Source organism: uncultured Thiohalocapsa sp. (assembly GCF_913063425.1).
Classification (GTDB): domain Bacteria; phylum Pseudomonadota; class Gammaproteobacteria; order Chromatiales; family Chromatiaceae; genus Thiohalocapsa.
This window is the reverse complement of the sequence record NZ_CAJXYK010000016.1, coordinates 62,974-78,378: the sequence shown is the minus strand read 5'-3', so window position 1 is coordinate 78,378 and position 15,405 is coordinate 62,974. Positions and strand designations below refer to the sequence as shown.

Genomic DNA, 15,405 nt, shown 5'->3' with positions numbered 1-15,405 from the left:
TCAGAGCAGGTCGCTGAAGCGCTCGAAGATGTGGCGGATCTCCGCGGAGTCGCCCTTGCGGGTCTCGCCGCCGGCGGCTTCGGTGATGCGGCTCAGCGAGTCGGCGTCCGCATCGCCGCCGAAGGCGACCCCGAACACCGGAATCTTGCAGGCCGGGTCGCCGTGGTAGCCGCCCTGGCCGTCTGCCGCGGCGTAGCCGATGAGCTCGATGATGCGCTCTGTGGAAATGGCTGAGGCGTTGTCCTTGCCGTCCGTCAGCACGACGATGATGCGGATGGCACGGTCCTGCGGATTGCGCTTGACGTCCTTGCACACGGACGTCCAGGCGCGGCCGATGGCGTTGCGCATGGCCGTGCCGCCCTTGGGCTCGATGCGCTCCAGTGCGGTACGCAGCTGCTGCTTGCCGTCCGCGGTCATGGCCAGCGGCTCGCCCTCCGGGGTCAGGTCCGAATAGTCCACGGCATAGTCGTAGAGCAGCAGCGCCAGGCGGTCACGGTCCTGTAGGCGGCGCGCCAGCAGGTCAGCGCTGTCGACGGCCATGTCGATCCGCGGGCGGGGCTCGCCCAGCTCCGGGTCCTGGATGCGCTTGTTCATGCTGCCGGAGCGGTCGATCACCAGGTAGACGACGGCGTTGTTCTTGATGCTGCGAAAGGCATCACGCGCCGCCTTGACCACCTTGCCACTGGGGGCCGCGAGGAAGTGGTGCACGGTGTCGAAGGGCTTGGTGCCGTTGTCGGCATTCCAGACCTTGGCATAGAGGTCCTGGTCCAGATCCAGTGCAACCCCCGGCCGGAAGCCGTACTGCAGTGCCTGTGCCTGCACCGGCGCCGACATCAGGTATTCGAAGTATTGCTTGGCGCCCTCTTCTTCGTCCGCGTCCACCCAATCGCGCTTGACCACGGCGAAGGGGTGGTTGCTGACGAAGGTGCCTTCCTTTGGATAAACGGCCACCAGGCGCGGAAAGCCGAGCTCGTCGGTGCGGATGCGGTTGTTGGCCTGGATCACGTCACTCTCGTAGAGCACCACGGCATCGGCGTACTCGGGGCCGCCGCGGCTCATCTTGTCGGCATAGAAGCCGGTGGACTTGCCGTAGTGAATGACGTTCTCGTGGACCTGCGCCACGAACGCCTGCACCTGCGGGTCCTCGACCCGGGACAGGGAGAGCCGCGTCACCGGTTTGCCGGCGGTGGCCTCGGCGCCCGCGAAGAATTGCGCCACCAAGGCGGAGAGACCGCTGTTGGAGCGCTCCGGATTGGTTTGGCCGTAGCGCAGGCCGCCGGCGCCGGCGCGCTCGAACAACGCCTTCCAGCCCATGTCATCGACACCGCCCAGGCGTTGCACCACGGGCTCCCAGGCAGCGATCACCACCGGCGAGCTGACCAGGAAGCCCTCGACGGCGAGCAGGTCCTCGCCGCGCTCCGCGGCGTTCTCGTGGTTGATCAGATTGACGTACAGATCGGACGCCGGGCTGGTGGCATGGACCTCGTCAGGCCCCGCCTGAGCGCTCTTGATCTCATTGACACTGTCGCCCGAGCCCTTGGGGATGGCGTGGATACAAATGCGCTTGCCGGAGGTGGTCTGGATCCCCTTTGCGTTGAAGTCCTTGGTGACGTCGTAGATCCAGGCGGCCTTCTCCGAGCCATAGGTGAAGCGGACGATCACCTGATCCGGCGCCGGTGGGCAGGTGTTCGGGTGCTTGGCCGCTGTGGCAGCGAAGGGCCAAAGCAGCGTGACGGCGAGGGCGAGACACGGCACTACCGTGCCGACCGGGCGAGTGCGGTTCAATGACATGGTTCCCTCACGATGTCAGGTCTTCGAGTGCCAGAGTGCTGCGTGCGCCGCGCGCAGCACGAGACGGCAGCCGGACCCTAGCGCAGTCTCTCCGCAGATTCTCGCACGCAATCACAGCCGCGCCATTGGACACGACCCATTGCGGGCGCAAAGTGTGAAGCCTGTCACATCCGGGGTGGCGCAGCATTGCGCTGCGCTCGCGGCTCCCGGCAGCTCAGGCGGGCGGCTCAGACACACTGCATCAGCTTGGTTGGCGCCATCGTACATGGCAGCCGGCCGGGCAGACGCGCCCTTGGTCCCTCACCGAACCGGGAGCCTTGGTGACATCGGGGTGTACTGAATCCAATGGCAAGCACTGATGATCAGTGCGCCGATCCGGAACCTGGTAGACGGGCAGGCATGACGTTGCGTTGCCTCGCGCACGCACTCCTGACCGGCCGGGCGACCGGATTGGATGGAGTAGGCAGAGCACAGAAACGGCCCGGTGCCGACGCCGGCACATCCGGGTACCGCGGCGTCCGGAGACGGCCGTGGGAGCAAGCGACGGGAGCCCGTGTGTTGCAGGGCTCCAGTGCCGAGTTGGGATCAGTCCTTGACTGCCTGAAGGTAGTTGGCCTTGAATGCCTCGCGGTCGTCCTTGACGGAGGGGTCGTAACCCTGTGCCGTCATTTTCTCCTTCATCCACTTGGGCAGGACGCCGCGGATATAGACATTGGCCGGGTTCTCCGGGTCCACGTAGCGGGTGTAGCTCCGGTTGCCCTTCTTCGCGGTGGTGGCGGCGCCGCGCCGGCGCTTCGGCCCGACCAAGTCCAGGATCTCGTCCAGCTCGTAGCCCCGGCTTTCGATCATTTCCCGGATCTCTTGTGCGAGCTCGGTCTTGGCCTCGTTCCAGCGCTGATACAGGGCCTTCTCCAGGTCCACTTTGCTCTGCTCGATCTGCTGCAGCTGCTCCTGCAGTTCATCGACGCTCAGGTTCTTGAAATCCAAGGTCAACCTCCGGTTTGAGTCTTCAGTATGGGTTGAGGGTTCGGAACAGATGTTCAGAACTGCGTTTGAGGCACTTGCTGAGCCCCGGCGCGGCGTCGGCTGCTGACGGCTTCGGCAGCCCGAGACGCTCCGGAAACTGATGCGAATAGGGGGCTTCCGGCGCTCGGCAGCGGGATCTGCCGCGCGGGATCTGCCGCCATGGCTCCGGCAAACAGAAGGCGTGTTGCTGCATTCGGATTGGACCTGCGTACATGCCCATTGCGTTTGCTGTGTCTGCTGTCATCCACTGACGTCTGCGGTGCACTCGATCGCAGTGATGGCGCTGGGATGCAGCCTTAGCCCCGCTTTCCCGTGAAGCGCGTCAGCGCGGCTGGGTTTGTGACTTGAGATGTTTGCCTGCGCTCCGCAACCGGGTAGGGCCGGCTGGATATGACCGCTGGGGACAGCCGCAACTAACCTTTGTGTCTGCGCCCGAAACGTCTCGTATCAAGTCAACTGGGAAATCTAAGCCGTTGCCGCGATCTCGTCTGCGCTTGCTGGCGCTAAACTTTATAGCACGCAGTGCAAAAGTCAATAGCGTTGATCACAACTGCAAGTCGCCGCTATGGCATGCGCGTCTCAGTCTGGGTGCTCATGTTGCTCACTGCCAGCGGAGCAGCCAATGCGGTGAACAGCAGCGCCCGGTTGTTTCGATAAGCCGGAGGTTCGCACCGGCGCCTTGTTTTCTTGCTCAGAGGGCGGGCGGCCGCTGATGCATTGAGAGCAGGTAGTCGGCGCCTGCCGCGGGCGCGACGCTGGCGGCTATAGGGCTCACTGGCGAGTCTGGCGCCAAGGCTCTGAGGGTGCGTGTGGGGGCGGGCGAAAGGCGTTGTGGGCGGGTCCTTATTGCGCCGATGAGTGATGCCGGCCGGCCACCGCTCGCGTGGTGCGGAGCCGGACATACGCCCACCGATCGGCGCTGAGTCCGGCGCCTGCGGCGGCGCGCGGATGGCGAGCGCTGGCCTTGGCGTGCGGTCGGCACGGGGCCGCACGCTGTCAGGCGGGTGCCGGCCGCAACGCGGTGATCAGACCAGAAACAGCGTTGCCAAGCCCAGAAAGGCCACAAAGCCTACGACGTCGGTCACCGTCGTCAGGATGACGCCGCCCGCGAGTGCCGGGTCGATGCCGAGGCGATCCAGGAGCAGCGGCAGCAGGGCGCCGGAGAAAGTGGCGGCGAGGAGGTTGATGGTGATGGCGACGGCGATGATGAGAGCGATGTCGGTGCTGCCGAACCAAAGCCAGGCGATGGCTGCCACCACCAAGGCCCAGACCGCGCTGTTGATCACGGAGACCGCGAGCTCTTTGGTCAACAGCCACCGCATGTTCTTCGCACTGAGGTGTCCCAGTGCGATGCCGCGAATGGCGAGTGTCAGGGTCTGTGTGCCGGCGATGCCGCCCATGCTCGCCACCACGGGCATCAGTACCGCCAGCGCCACCACCTGCTGGATGGTGGCCTCGAAGCGGCCGATGACCCAGGCGGCGAGAAAGGCCGTGAGCAGGTTCACGCCGAGCCACAGGGCGCGGCGACGGGCACTGAGCAGCACGGGCGCGAACATGTCCTCGGTCTCGCTGAGGCCCGCCTGACCCATGAACTGGTGCTCCGCCTCTTCGCGGATCAGGTCCATGACGTCGTCCACCGTGACACGGCCCAGCAGATGACCGTCCTCGTCCACCACCGGTGCCGAGACCAGATCCAGCTGCTCGAATCGGCTCGCGACGTCGCGGGCGTCCAGCAAGGCCGGCATGGGCTGCACCTGCAGGGTCATGACCTCGGCCACGGAATCGTCCGGGTCGTTGGTGAGGAGGTCGGTGAGATACAGCACGCCGAGGTAGCGACCGTCGCGATTGACGACGATGAGGTTGTCCGTGAGATCCGGCAGGCCGTCCCTGAGCCGGCGCAGGAACCGCATCACCACGTCCAGCGTCACCTCCGGGCGGACGGTGACCATGTCCGTGTTCATGAGGCCGCCCGCGGTGTCCTCGGGGAAGGCCAGGGCGGTTTCCAGGCGCTCGCGGCGCTGCTCGTCCAGGGAGTTCAGCACCTCGCGGGTGATGGTGGCGGGCAGGTCCTGCACCAGGTCCGCGAGGTCGTCCGTCTCCAGGCCCTCCAGTGCCGCGAGGATGCGGCTCGGCGCCATGTCGCGCAGCAGCTCGTCGCGCAGGTCGTCGTTGAGGTAGAGCAGGACTTCGCCCTCCACCTCGTCGTCCACCATGCCCCAGACGACCTTGCGCTGCTGCGGTGGCAGCGACTGCAGCACATGCGCCATCTCGGCGGGGTGCAGCGCGTTCAGCATGCGCGTGGCCTTGAGCACGGAGCCGGACTCCAGCACCGCGTGCAGCGCGTCCAGGCGGTCCGCCTCCTGGGTGGCCATGCTGTCAGTGTTCATGGTGGCTCCGACGTCCGCAGGAGAGGGCCGCAGCTGCGTGCGGGCGGCCCAACAGGCGACCCGCCAGTGTAGCAGCCGGACCGTCAATGCGGCAGTCAGCGGATGGGGATGCGTGCGGCGGCCGATGCCTGGATGGCCGGCGGTGCGGTGGCAGGTGACCCGTCGCCGGGCGCGCCCGCTCCCTGCGGGCCGGTGCCGGGTGCTCAGGCCTGTATGCAGGCTTCCAGCTGCTCCAGCAGCGCCGCGCCGGGCATGTCGTCGAGCTGGTTCATGTGCGCGCTGAGGGTCGCAGTCAGCGCGCTCACGTCGCAGCGGCGCAGCCGGTCCTTGACCTCCAGCAAAGAGCCCGGCTGCATGCTGAGCTCGCGCAGCCCGAGCCCCAGCAGGAGCGGCGTATAGCGCGGCTCACCGGCCATCTCGCCGCACATGCTGACGCGCGTGCGGGTCTCGGCCGCGGCATCGATGACGTGCTTGATGAGCCGAATGACCGCCGGGTGCAGGGGGTCGTAGAGATAGCTCACGGTGTCATCGACCCGATCGATGGCCAGGGTGTATTGGATCAGGTCGTTGGTGCCGATGGACAGGAAGTCGAGCCGGCGCGCCAGGGCGCCCGCCATCAGTGCTGCTGCCGGCACCTCGATCATGCCGCCGACGGGCATGAGCGGATCGAATGCCAGCCCGTCGCGCCGCATCTGCCGCCGCGCCTCGTTCATAAGACCGAGCACGGCGTTGACCTCGGCCATGCCCGAGATCATCGGGATCATCAGGCGCACGGGGCCATGCGCGGACGCCCGCAGGATGGCCCGCAGCTGCGGCAGGAACAGCGCCGGCTCCTGCAGGCACAGACGAATGGCGCGCAGGCCCAGAGCGGGATTGCTGCGCGCCGGGTGGAAGCTTGTGTCGGGGATCTGTTTGTCCGCACCCAGATCCAGCGTGCGGATGGTGAGGGGGATGCCGTCGAGGCCGCGGACAATGGCGAGATAGGTCTCGAGGTGCTCCTCTTCATCCGGCAGCGTCTGACGGTTCATGTACAGGAATTCGGTGCGGTAGAGCCCCACCCCGGCGGCACCGTTGTCCCGGGCGGCCGCTACATCCTCCGGCAGCTCCAGGTTGGCGAGCAGCACGATGGGCACACCGTCGCGGGTCGCCGAGGGCTTGCGCACCAGCCTTCGCAGCTCGCGGCGGTGGGCATCGAAGCTCGCGAGCCGGCCGCGATAGTGCTCCAGGATGGCCGGCTCCAGCTCCGTCAGCACCGTGCCGGTCTCGGCGTCCACCACCAGGAGCTCCCCCGGGCGCAGTCGCCGCACGGCATGGTGCACGCCCATGACCGCCGGAATGTCCAGGCTGCGGGCGAGGATGGCGGTGTGCGACATGGGCCCGCCGTGCTCGACGACGAAGGCCGCCACGCCACGCTGGCGCAGCAGGATGGTGTCGGCGGGGGTCAGATCCTCGGCGACGATGACACGGCCGCTGACCTCGGCATCGCCGAGCAGATCGGTCTGCGCATCGGCGCCGAGGAAGAGCTGGATCTGCCGCACCACGTGATCGATGTCGTCGCGCCGGGTGCGCAGATAGGCATCTTCCATGCGGTCGAAGATCTCCACCAGGGTGTCGCGCTGCGACTGCAGCGCCCAGCTGGCATTGACCGAGCGCGCCTTGATCAGGTCGCGGGTGGCATCCACCAGCGCCGAGTCGGTCATCATCAGCAGGTGCGCGTCGATGAACTCGGCGATGTGCTTGGGTGTGCCGGCGGGGATCTGGCCGCGGATATCCTCCAGGTGCCGCCGGGCGCAGGCGAGCGCTGCATCCAGGCGCTTCAGCTCGTCCGCTACCTGATGCCGTGGGATTTCCGCCGGCGCCAGGGTCGGCTCGCGATTGAGCATGAAGGCGTCGCCGATGGCCACCGGGCGGGAGCCGTCGATGCCGACGCCATGCAGTGACAGCGTCATTCCGCCTCCCCGAAGCGCTCGGCCACGAGCTGCGTGAGAGCCGCCGCGGCCGCCTCTTCGTCGGCGCCGCTCACTTCCAGGCGGATGCTGGTGCCGCACGCCGCCGCCAGCGTCATGATGCCCATGATGCTCTTGCCGTTGACGCGGCGGCCGTTGCGCTCGACGGCGATGGCGCTCTCGAAGCCGCCGGCGCATTTGACGAACTTGGCCGCCGCGCGCGCATGCAGCCCCAGCCGGTTTACGATGTCGAGCTCTTTGCTGATCATGGCCGCGTCAGGTGCGCCCGGTTGGATCGAGGCTCCCCGGCGCCGGCTGCTCGGCCTTCGACTGTCCGCGGGCCGACTGGCGGGGTGTCGACTGGCCGGGTGCCGCGCAGCCGACGGCCGGGCATTCCAGCACGCCGTCCCGGGCGCCGCTCAAGGCCTTGTCGGCCATGGCCTCCAGGGGCAGCTGGGGGTAGTTAAGCACCCGTACCAGCATGGGTAGGTTGACGCCGGTCAGGATGCGCGTGCGGCCCGCATCGCACAAACCCGTGGCGATGTTCGCGGGCGTCGAGCCGAACAGGTCCGTCAGCACCAGCACCCCGTCGCCCGCGTCGAGTCCCTGCGCCAGGGCACGGGCCTGGGCGCCGACCTGCGCCGGGTCGTCGCTGTTGCTGACGGCGAGTGTCTTGGCCCGCAGCGGACAGGCGCCGAGCATGCGGGTGGCGGCGGCGAGCAGCTCGCCGCCGATGCCGGCGTGGGTGATGAGCAGCAGGCCGACGCTCACGGCAGCTCCCGGTGGCGCACCAGCACGCGGTGGCCGGCGGCGGCCAAGTGCCGTCCCAGGGCCTCGACGATGTAGACCGAGCGATGCTGCCCGCCGGTGCAGCCGACGGCGATGGTGAGATAGCTGCGCCCGTCGGTCTCGAAGCGCGGAATCCAGCGGTCCAGAAACTGCTCGATATCCGCGCGCATCTCCGCCGCCTCCGGCGCGCGCTCCAGGAACGCGATCACCGGGGCGTCCCGCCCCGTGAGCGGGCGCAGGGCCTCCTGCCAGTGCGGATTCGGCAGGCAGCGTACGTCGAAGACGAAGTCCACTCCTTCGGGCACGCCGTTCTTGAAGCCGAAGGACTGCAGCAGCACCGACGCCTGCACGGCGCCGCCCAGCCGTTCGCGGATCAGGTCGCGCAGCTCGTGCACATTGGTGTGGGTGGTATCGATGCGGATCTCGGCCATGCGCCCGAGCGGCTCCAGCAGCTCGCACTCGCGCTCGATGGCCTCTGCCAGCGACAGGCCGCCGCTGGTGAGGGGATGCTTGCGGCGGGTTTCACTGAAGCGCTTGATGAGGGTGTGCGTGTCGGCATGCAGAAAGATCAGGCGGCAGTCGATGCCCTGTGCGCGGAGCTCATCGCTGAGCCGCGGCAGGTCGGCGAGAAACTCCGGCTGATTGCGTGCATCGATGCCCACCGCAGCGCCATCACGCGTCTCCCCCGGCGGCCCCAGATGCGTGCGCAGCAGACCCAGGGCCAGCTCCCGCAGCAGGAACAGGGGCAGGTTGTCGATGCAGTAATAGCCGAGGTCCTCGAGCGTGCGCAGCGCGACCGTCTTGCCGGCACCCGACAGGCCACTGACGATGAAGAGGTCCATGGGCTTGCTGGCAGGCTGGGCGCAGGCTGTTTGGGGTGAGTCGGGCGTACCGGGTAGTGGGCGCTGCTGCGCAGAGGCGATGCTCACCGACTGCCTGCAATAGCCCGTGCCTGGCGGTCTTCCAGGTCGACGCCGGCATCATAGCCGCGGATACGCAGAATCTGGTTGCGCACGGCGGTCTCCAGCAGCACGGCGAGATTGCGTCCGGGCGCCACCGGCAACGTGATCTCCGGCACGGCGACGCCGAGGATGGTGCGGGTGGAGAGACTACCGCGCAGCCGGTCGATACTCGCGAGCCCCTCGCTGTCGAAAGACCGCATATGCACGATGAGGTTCAGTGTCTCGTGCTGGCGCACCGCGCCCTCACCGAACATGGCCCGCACGTTCAGCACACCGAGACCGCGCACTTCCAGGAAGTCCCGCAGCAGGGCCGGGCAGCTGCCTTCCAGCACCTCGGGCGCGATGCGCGCGAGCTCCGGGGCGTCATCGGCGATGAGCCGGTGTCCCCGGGCGATCATTTCCAACGCCAGCTCGCTCTTGCCGACCCCGGCGTCGCCGGTGAGCAGCACGCCCAGGCCGAGCACTTCCAGCAGGACGCCGTGCACCGTGGTGCGCTCGGCGAGGGCATGAGTCAGGAAGTACTGCAGGCGGTCGACGATCTCCGTATCCCGGGCCGAGGAGCCGAGCAGCGGTGTGCCGGTGCGCTCCGCGTACTCGAAGAACACCGGGTCCGGCGTGATGTCCGAGCCGAAGATCACCGCCGCCGGGCGCGCCGAGAACAGTCGTTCGATGGTCTCCTCGTAGGCGGGCCTGCTCAGGTCCGCCAGATGCAGCATCTCGGCCTCGCCGAGCACCTGGAGGCGGTTCGGGTGGATGCAGTTGAGCGAGCCCACCAGGCTCTGCGACGTCTGCTTGCCGTGCTCGCGCAGCAGCGGGCAGCTCTGCGCCGGCGGCGCTGTCAGCCAGCGCAGCTTCAGGCGCGGCCCGATGTGCTCGACGAGCCCCTGGAGCGAGTGGACGGGATTCATGCCGGCGGTTGCAGTTGCGCTCCCCGCATGCCGATCAGCCGACGAAGATCCGCTGGCGAAACACCCCGAGCAGCGCCGCGTTGCCGGCCGCTTCCCGCAGCGCGGTGCGCACGGCGGCATCGTCGAAGGCGGCGGCGAGGGTGGCGAGCAATTGCAGGTGCTGCTCGTCGGTGGCCTCCGGCACCAGCAGCCCGAAGGCGAGGTCCACCGGCTTGTCGTCGATGGCGTCGAAGGCCACCCCATCGCGCAGCTGCACGAAGGCGCCGATGGGCGCCTGGATGCCGTGCATACGTGCGTGCGGCAGGGCGACGCCTTGGCCCAGCCCCGTGCTGCCGAGCCGCTCGCGCTCCAACAGCCGATCGAAGACGTGTGTGCTCGAGAGCAGGTTATCGCCCTCCGCGAGCAGGCCCGCCAGGGTCTCAAGCAGGCGCTTCTTGCTTGCCGCCTCGCAGCGGCTCAGCAGTCTCGACTCCGTGATCAGATCGGCAGGCACCATGGCCCAGGAACCCCGCGCGTGCTCGTTGTTTGGTTGTTCGCGATGATGCTGGTGCGATCCAGCATAGACGTTCTGACGTGCGTCCGTCGTCCCGGTGCTGACCGGCGCGCCCCGTGCGGCGGCAGGAAGCCGCAGTCGGCCGCCGGCGCCGCTGCGGTGCGATGCGTCGGCACCGCCACCGCCGGCGACGGTGCGGCCGGCGCCGGGGCAGCGGTTGGCCGGCGCGGCCTTGCGGTTGCCGGCGATGGCGTCAGCCCAGGTGCTCCTCGTCTGCCGGGTGCTCCTGGTCTGCGGCGGGCTCCGGCTCCTGGGCAGCCTTGGCGTTGTTGTTGCCGCGGTGACTCTGGCGTTTCTCCTTGTACTTGATCACCTGCCGGTCGAGCTTGTCGATCAACCCGTCGATGGCTGCGTACATGTCCTCGTGCACCGCGTCGGCGAAGACGTTGGCACCGTTGACATGGATGGTGGCTTCCGCCTTCTGTCGCAGCTTCTCGACGCTGAGGATGACATGCACGTTGATCACATCGTCGAAATGCCGCGCCAGACGGTCGAACTTGGTGTCGACATAGTCCTTCAGCGGCTCGGTGATATCGACATGATGGCCGGTCAGGTTGATTTGCATAGCGTCACTCCAGTGTTACAGGCGCCGTTGCATGAACGGATGAGGGCCGACCATCCCTGGTCGCTGTGGCGCCGCCGGGGCTGCCGGCCCCGGCCCCGCCGCCGCGCTGACGGGCTTGACTCAAGCCCCACGTCGGCGGGCGCCCGAGCAGTCAGTGCGCCCCGCGCAGCTGCGGCGCTGCCGGGTGGATGCTGACGGCTGCTTGCTCCCGAGGCACTCATGCCAGGCGCTTGCGCTCGTTGGACGGTGGGATGCCCATCGCCTCTCGGTACTTGGCTACGGTGCGCCGCGCAACGTTGATGCCCTGCTCCGTCAGGATACCGGCGATCTTGTTGTCGCTGAGCGGCTTGCTCGGCGTCTCGGCGGCGACGAGCTTGCGGATGAACGCGCGGATGGCCGTGGATGAGCATTCGCCGCCGGACGCCGTGTTGACGTGACTGGAGAAGAAGTACTTGAACTCGAAGGTCCCGCGCGGTGTGTGCATGTATTTCTGCGTCGTCACCCGCGACACCGTCGACTCGTGCAGCTCCAGGGAGTCTGCGACGTCGCGCAGCACCAGGGGCTTCATGGCCTCCTCGCCGTACTCGAAGAAATTTTCCTGCAGTTCCACGATCTTCGCAGCCACCCGCAGCACCGTGTCGTTTCGGCTTGCCAAGCTCTTGATGAACCAGCGGGCCTCCTGCAGGTGCGTCTTCAGGCAGGTGTTGTCCGGGCCATCGTCGGCCCGGCGGATCAGCTTCAGGTAGCCCGGGTTCACTCTCAGTCTAGGCGTTGTTTCCGGATTCAGCTCGACCGTCCAGCTACCGTTGCGCTTCTGCACCACCACGTCCGGGATGACGTACTCCGGGCGGATGTCCGCCACCAGGGAGCCTGGACGCGGATGCATGGAGCGGATCAGGGCCAATGCCTCGCGCAAGGCGTCCGGCGGCAGCTTGGTGTGGCGGCGCAGATCGTCCAGGTCGTTGCGCGAGAGGGCGCTGAAGTGGTTGTCGCAGATGCCGATGGCCGCGTCCCGGTAGGGCGTCTCCGCGGGCAGATGGCGCAACTGCAGCAGCAGGCACTCACGCAGCGAGCGGGCACCTACGCCGGGTGGGTCGAAGGCCTGGATGCGGTGCAGCACCGCCTCGACCTCGTCCGGCTCCACGGCCTCGTCGCCGATGGCGTCCGGATCAGTGATGGCTGCCACCAGCTCGTCGATGTCCGTGCGCAGGTAGCCGTTGGCGTCGATGGCGTCGAGCAGCGCCTCGGCGATGACCCGGTCCCGCGGCTGCAGCCGGGAGAGGTTCAGCTGCCACTCCAGGTGGTCATGCAGCGTCTGCGGGCGCGAGTGCTGCGCGAAGGGGTCAAGGTCCGCGCCGCCCTCGGTGCCGGCCCCGGTGCCGCCCGAGCTGCTGCCGATGTAGCTGTCGAAGGTGTCGCTCCAGGAGCTGTCCACCGGGAGGTCCTCCGGCATGGACGCCTGCTCCGGGCGCACTTCGCCGTCTGCCTGCGCTTCCTGCTGCCGGCGACTCGCCTCAAGCTCGGTGGTGTCGATCTCGGCTTCGGCCTCGTCGGCGGATTCCAGCATCAAGTTGGATTCGAGCGCCTCCTGGATCTCGCGCTGAAGGTCCAGGGTGGAAAGCTGCAGCAGCTTGATCGCCTGCTGCAGCTGCGGCGTCATCGTCAGCTGCTGGCCGAGACGGAGTTGAATAGTCTGTTTCATCGCACCCTGTGATGGGGTGGTACGGGAATTGTATGCTGTTTCGATTCTAGCCCAAATCCTGCGCCCGATATTGGCTCAGGCCTGTCGGGGCGTCCAGCGCCAACCTGGACAGGCAATGATGTCCGTCAGGGATTGGGCACAAGCCGCAGCCAGCCGTCGGCAATTGCTTCGAACAAGCTCCGATCGCGCTCAAAGGCGGAAATCGTCGCCGAGGTAGACAGCGCGCACGCGGTCGTTCTGCAAGAGGGCGTCCGGGGTGCCGTCGGCGATGACGGTCCCTTCACTGATGATGTACGCCCGGTCACAGATGTCCAGGGTTTCGCGGACATTGTGATCGGTGATGAGCACGCCGATGTTGCGCCGGCGCAGGTGGCTGATGATGGCCTTGATGTCGCCGACGGCGATGGGATCGACGCCGGCGAAGGGCTCGTCGAGCAGCATCACCTTCGGCTCCACCGCCAGCGCCCGGGCGATTTCCAGGCGCCGACGCTCGCCGCCGGAGAGGCTCATGGCCAAGGAGTCCGCCACATGGGCGATGCCGAGCTCATCCAGCAATTGCTCGCAACGGACGCGCCGGGCGTCGCGCTTGAGATCGCCGCGGGCTTCCAGCACCGCCAGCAGGTTGTCCCGGGCCGTGAGCTTGCGGAACACCGAGGGCTCCTGCGCCAGGTAGGTGAGGCCGCGACGCGCGCGGGCATGCATGGGCCGCAGGGTGATGTCCTCGCCGTCCAGCACGATGCGCCCGGCGTCCGCCGGCACCAGGCCGACGATCATGTAGAAGCTGGTGGTCTTGCCGGCGCCGTTCGGGCCGAGCAGCCCGACCACACCGCCGGCGTCCACGCCGAGGCTCACGTTGTCGACCACCCGGCGGCGGTGATAGCGCTTGGCCAGGCCCTCGGCACGCAGAGTCGTCATTGACCGCTGTCGCTGCCTCCGGACTCGGGCTCGATGCGGATCTTTACCCGCTCGCGCCCACGTGCGCTGCTGCCCGCCGTGAGCCGGTCCGTGATGCGGTTGTAGACGATGCGATCACTGACGAACCGATCCTCGCCCTGAATCAGCTCGGCGTCGTCGATGAGCGTGATCTCCTCGCGGTCGGCTTCGTACTCCATGCGCTGCGCCCGCGCGCGCACCTCTTCGGGGTCGTTGTCCAGGAGCTGGCGATAGCGCACCGGATTGCCGACGGCGATGATCTTGCGCGGCTGCCGGTTGGGCTTGTGGTGCACCAGGACCTCGTCGGCGCGGATGCGCATGCTGCCCTGCTGCACTTCCACGTTGCCGATGTAGAGGCTGATGGACTGCTTCTCGTCGAGCTCCGCGGCGTCGGCTTCGACGAACATGGGCTGCTCGCTGTCGGCGTCGAGCGCCCAGGCCGGCGCCGCCGACAGCAGGAGCAGCGCCACGAGCGCCGGGGCGCAGGCGCCCGTGATCGCGCAGCGCCGTCGCGGCTGCCCTGCTTGGTGCCGGCTGAGCCCCATCACGGCGCGCCCGCTCCGCTGGCCTGGTCGGCAGCGGCAACGGCCAGGCGCTGACGCACGCGGCCGAAGAACCGGCTGCGCATCGGCGCGGCATACCACAGCTGCATGCCGTCCACCGCCGTGAGCCAGTCCTCGCCCCGCTCAAGCTCGACGAAGCGGTCCGTTTCCGCATAGTCCGCCGCATCGATCACCAGCAGCTCGCTGGTCAGGATGCGCATGGCCGGCGCATCCGCCGCGGCCGCGCGGTCCGCAGCGACGCGGCCCTCCAGCAGGACCTCGTCCCCGGCGGCGGAGACCCAGGCCTGCTCGGCGCGGATCACCCAGTCCGGCTCTCCGGGCTTCAGCAGCCGCAGCACCGGGGCGTCCAGCTCGCTGCCGGTCGTGCCCGGGTAGCGCCGCAGCTGCGGGGCGCGCAGCCGGCGGGCGGGGATGCCGTCCTCGGACATGGTCACGGCCGCCACCTGCTCCACCACATAGTCCGGGCGGCCGTGCTGCGGCACCATCGGCGCCGCCGGCGGCGCCTGTGCGCCGCGGTACCACCAGGCGGCGAGCCCTGCCGCGGCAAGCAGGAGCGCGATCATCACCTCCCTCGCGGAAAGCGTCATGGGGACTCGCTCTCCTTATCGGCGCCGGCGGCGAGGTAAGCCGCCACCAGGGGCTCGAGCTTGCCCTGGGCGCGCAGGATCAGCTCGCAGAGATCCCGGGCGGCGCCGCGCCCGCCGGGGCTCGGCGTGCACCAGTGCGCGTGCTCGCGCACCACTGGGTGCGCATCTGCCACTGCCACCGCGAGCCCCACCTGGCGCAGCACGGGCAGGTCCATCAGATCGTCGCCCATGTAGGCGACTTCACGGTGGGTCACGCCCAGCTCCCCCGCCAGCGCCAGGAAGGTCGGCAGCTTATCGCGGCAGCCCTGGTGGACGTGCTCGATGCCGAGGCTCTGCATGCGAATGCGCACCACTTCGGAGCGCCGCCCGGTGATGACGCCCAGCGTGACGCCACTGTCGCGGAGCATGGCCATGCCGTGCCCGTCGCGGGAGTTGAAGGCTTTGTACTCCTGACCGTCGTCGCCGAGGTAGAGGCTGCCGTCGGTGAGGACGCCGTCCACATCGAAGATGACGACCCGGATCAGCTGCGCGCGTTCTAGTACGTCCTGCATCGGTGCCGGCCGGATTGGGTAAGCTCGCCTGATATCGGCGCAAAAGCGTACCATACACCTTGCCCACCGACGCGTTACCGGGGCCGCACAGCCGCCGGTGCCAGCCCGCCCGCCACCAGGTCCGACCAACGCCGATCCCTAC

At 68.1% G+C, this 15,405-nt stretch carries 14 protein-coding genes and 1 pseudogene; all 15 read right to left on the bottom strand.

Annotation, left to right across the window (positions count from 1 at the left end):
* The gene (locus QZ607_RS10975) at positions 1 to 1,791 is read right to left on the bottom strand and encodes an extracellular solute-binding protein (RefSeq protein WP_295882642.1); all 1,791 of its coding nucleotides are present in this window, start codon (positions 1,789 to 1,791) and stop codon (positions 1 to 3) included.
* Positions 1,792 to 2,376: 585 nt separating this feature from the next.
* Positions 2,377 to 2,778, bottom strand: a complete 402-nt coding sequence (locus QZ607_RS10970) for an H-NS histone family protein (RefSeq protein WP_295882641.1) — start codon at positions 2,776 to 2,778, stop codon at positions 2,377 to 2,379.
* A gap of 1,064 nt (positions 2,779 to 3,842) precedes the next feature.
* On the bottom strand, positions 3,843 to 5,204 hold the full coding sequence (gene mgtE / locus QZ607_RS10965; RefSeq protein WP_295882640.1) for a magnesium transporter: 1,362 nt from the start codon (positions 5,202 to 5,204) through the stop codon (positions 3,843 to 3,845).
* Between the two features lie 203 nt (positions 5,205 to 5,407).
* A complete protein-coding gene (gene ptsP, locus QZ607_RS10960) occupies positions 5,408 to 7,153 on the bottom strand; it encodes a phosphoenolpyruvate--protein phosphotransferase (protein ID WP_295882639.1) in 1,746 nt (581 codons plus the stop codon).
* Positions 7,150 to 7,419, bottom strand: coding sequence for an HPr family phosphocarrier protein (locus QZ607_RS10955; protein WP_295882638.1), 270 nt, complete (start codon positions 7,417 to 7,419; stop codon positions 7,150 to 7,152). Before QZ607_RS10955 ends, ptsP begins: the two co-directional genes overlap by 4 nt.
* Positions 7,420 to 7,540: 121 nt before the next feature.
* Positions 7,541 to 7,921: pseudogene (locus QZ607_RS10950) on the bottom strand (PTS sugar transporter subunit IIA); the annotation flags it as partial.
* A complete protein-coding gene (gene rapZ / locus QZ607_RS10945) occupies positions 7,918 to 8,781 on the bottom strand; it encodes an RNase adapter RapZ (protein WP_295882637.1) in 864 nt (287 codons plus the stop codon). The pseudogene QZ607_RS10950 and the gene rapZ, both read right to left, overlap by 4 nt.
* 83 nt (positions 8,782 to 8,864) lie before the next feature.
* Positions 8,865 to 9,809, bottom strand: a complete 945-nt coding sequence (hprK, locus tag QZ607_RS10940) for an HPr(Ser) kinase/phosphatase (RefSeq protein ID WP_295882636.1) — start codon at positions 9,807 to 9,809, stop codon at positions 8,865 to 8,867.
* Positions 9,810 to 9,843: 34 nt separating this feature from the next.
* On the bottom strand, positions 9,844 to 10,305 hold the full coding sequence (locus QZ607_RS10935) for a PTS sugar transporter subunit IIA (RefSeq protein WP_295882635.1): 462 nt from the start codon (positions 10,303 to 10,305) through the stop codon (positions 9,844 to 9,846).
* Positions 10,306 to 10,555: 250 nt separating this feature from the next.
* Positions 10,556 to 10,927, bottom strand: coding sequence for a ribosome-associated translation inhibitor RaiA (gene raiA / locus QZ607_RS10930; protein ID WP_295882634.1), 372 nt, complete (start codon positions 10,925 to 10,927; stop codon positions 10,556 to 10,558).
* Between the two features lie 217 nt (positions 10,928 to 11,144).
* Entirely contained in the window at positions 11,145 to 12,629 is a 1,485-nt protein-coding gene (locus QZ607_RS10925; RefSeq protein WP_295882633.1) for an RNA polymerase factor sigma-54, read from the bottom strand.
* 189 nt (positions 12,630 to 12,818) lie between these two features.
* Positions 12,819 to 13,544, bottom strand: coding sequence for an LPS export ABC transporter ATP-binding protein (gene lptB, locus QZ607_RS10920; protein WP_295882632.1), 726 nt, complete (start codon positions 13,542 to 13,544; stop codon positions 12,819 to 12,821).
* Positions 13,541 to 14,032 carry a lipopolysaccharide transport periplasmic protein LptA gene (gene lptA, locus QZ607_RS10915; protein WP_295882631.1) on the bottom strand — a complete coding sequence of 164 codons (492 nt, stop codon included), beginning with the start codon at positions 14,030 to 14,032 and terminating at the stop codon, positions 13,541 to 13,543. The genes lptB and lptA overlap by 4 nt, the downstream gene beginning before the upstream one ends.
* A 74-nt stretch (positions 14,033 to 14,106) precedes the next feature.
* Positions 14,107 to 14,712 carry an LPS export ABC transporter periplasmic protein LptC gene (gene lptC / locus QZ607_RS10910; RefSeq protein WP_295882630.1) on the bottom strand — a complete coding sequence of 202 codons (606 nt, stop codon included), beginning with the start codon at positions 14,710 to 14,712 and terminating at the stop codon, positions 14,107 to 14,109.
* Positions 14,709 to 15,263, bottom strand: coding sequence for a 3-deoxy-manno-octulosonate-8-phosphatase KdsC (kdsC, locus tag QZ607_RS10905; RefSeq protein WP_295882629.1), 555 nt, complete (start codon positions 15,261 to 15,263; stop codon positions 14,709 to 14,711). Before kdsC ends, lptC begins: the two co-directional genes overlap by 4 nt.
* Positions 15,264 to 15,405 lie beyond the last annotated feature (142 nt).